The sequence below is a fragment of the Pandoraea sp. ISTKB genome, from assembly GCF_001721285.1.
Classification (GTDB): Bacteria; Pseudomonadota; Gammaproteobacteria; order Burkholderiales; family Burkholderiaceae; genus Pandoraea; species Pandoraea capi.
The window spans coordinates 1-1,888 of record NZ_MAOS01000099.1 but is presented as its reverse complement, the minus strand read 5'-3'; the positions used below and the strand labels follow the sequence as shown (position 1 = coordinate 1,888).

Annotated in this window: 2 protein-coding genes; both read right to left on the bottom strand. The window is 58.2% G+C overall.

Going from position 1 to position 1,888, the window contains the following annotated elements:
• Window positions 1-146: 146 nt before the first annotated feature.
• Entirely contained in the window at window positions 147-1,061 is a 915-nt protein-coding gene (locus A9762_RS26970; RefSeq protein WP_069345041.1) for a LysR family transcriptional regulator, read from the bottom strand.
• Window positions 1,062-1,307: 246 nt separating this feature from the next.
• Window positions 1,308-1,499, bottom strand: coding sequence for a hypothetical protein (locus A9762_RS26965; RefSeq protein ID WP_069345040.1), 192 nt, complete (start codon window positions 1,497-1,499; stop codon window positions 1,308-1,310).
• Window positions 1,500-1,888 lie beyond the last annotated feature (389 nt).

The following is a 1,888-nucleotide window of genomic DNA, read 5'->3' as shown; positions in this document are numbered from 1 at the left end:
CTGGGCCCCGGCAGCTCGCTGTGTTGCTTGCTCGCTGCGAAGAAGTGAGATTATGCCGAGGGTGGTCGGGACTGTCAACATGGAGGGGCAAAAAAATTCAAAAAACTTTCACACACCCCCTCATCCCACCCGCAGTCACCCCAAAATCACGCCGCCCGACCCATGTGCTCCGATCGAATCATGTCGATCAAATGGCGCAACCCCGGCAACGTCTGTCGCCGACTCGGGTAATACATCGACAACGGCGGACCATCCACCGCCCATTCCGTCAACACCGCCTCCAACGTGCCATTGGCCAGTTCCTCAGCCACGTTGCGCTCCAATACATACCCAAGCCCCAATCCACCCACGGCCGCCGCAATCACGCCATCGCTTTCATTGATGCTCAATGCGCCAGGCACGTCCAGCTCGACCGCCGTCGTACCGTTGCCCAACTCCCATTTGTACAGCGTGTTGTCACCCAAACGCATCCGGATGCAATTGTGCGACATCAAATCCTGCGGCACTTTGGGGCGACCGTGCCGCGCAATGTACGCCGGCGATGCCACCACGATCCACTTGAGCGCCGGGGTCAGCGGCGTCGCAATCATGTCGCCCGGCACCGTGTCGCCATAACGCATGCCCGCGTCGAACCCCTCGGCCACGATGTCGAGCATCCGGTCGTCGACGGTCACGTCCAGCTCAATGTCGGGATACGACGCCACGAAACGCGGCAGGATAGGGTCGAGCAATAAACGCGCCGCATCGCGCGGAACGTTCAGACGCAATCGCCCAGCCGGCGACGCACGGTAACGGTCCAGCGCCCCAATCGCAAATGCAATCTGCTCAAGGCCCTGTTCCAATTCCTTCGCCAAGGCCGATCCCGCCGCCGTCGGCGACACGGAACGACTCGTGCGATTGAGAAGCTTGACCCCCAGACGCGCCTCAAGATTGCGCATCGCGTGACTGAGAGCCGAGGTCGTCACGCCCAGCTCTGTGGCGGCCTCCCGGAAACTCTGCCGGCGGCAGATGGTGACAAAAACGTTCAAATCGGCAAGCTCGCCGCGAGTGAAGGCAGGCATGTATTTCCCAACAAGTATCAAGCAACTAAAACCAAAAACACCCGACAAGCTCAACGAATTAAGCGCCCGTTGAACAATATTCAATTTTTTATGAGGTAAATTTTACAGATTTCCTTTTGTTTCTGAAGCGCGGGCGCGCGCGACGTGACGGAAACGCTACACATTCTCAGTTAGCGACCGGAGTCGGGGCGGCGTGCACCGAGGTAACGAAAAAAGCGACTCACTAGGAGTCGCCTTGGTTTTTCGTCACGTCCCCTTCATCGCTGCTCGCCTGATCTTTCGATTGGCACCCATCACGTTGACAGTTTTCATGCCGCTTTTGCGCGAGAGATCGCCCGGCAGTTCGAACGGATTCTGGATGAGGTGCTGTTGCCCAAGGTGTTCGATCTGAAAACGGTGAGCCGATGTGCTGGCGATCTCGCCAATGAGTACGCGCATACTCGCGATCTTGTCGAAGTTCGCCGCGCGATGGCGTCGTAGGTATGACGGCAGGGGGTGTGATTGGGGCGTGGTGGCGGGGGAGATGTGTGAGGGGGATGAGAAGGCGAAGTGTATGAGAGGGTGAGGTGTGTCTTAACGCCTGCGATCTAAAACCGGCGATGAGACCCGGCATCAGTAGTCCCTCCAATCCCCCGTACGGCGCCCGCGGCGCCGAGAGGACTCGGTCACGTTCCGCGACCCCGGCATCGCTTGCAAGCGATGCCTTTCGAGTCCCCACGCAATGTGCACTAGCACATTGCTTTCTGGGCAAGTATGAAAAAAGCCGATGATCTTTCGATCATCGGCTTTTTTGTATTTTTTTTGGTGCCCAGAAGAGGACTCGAACC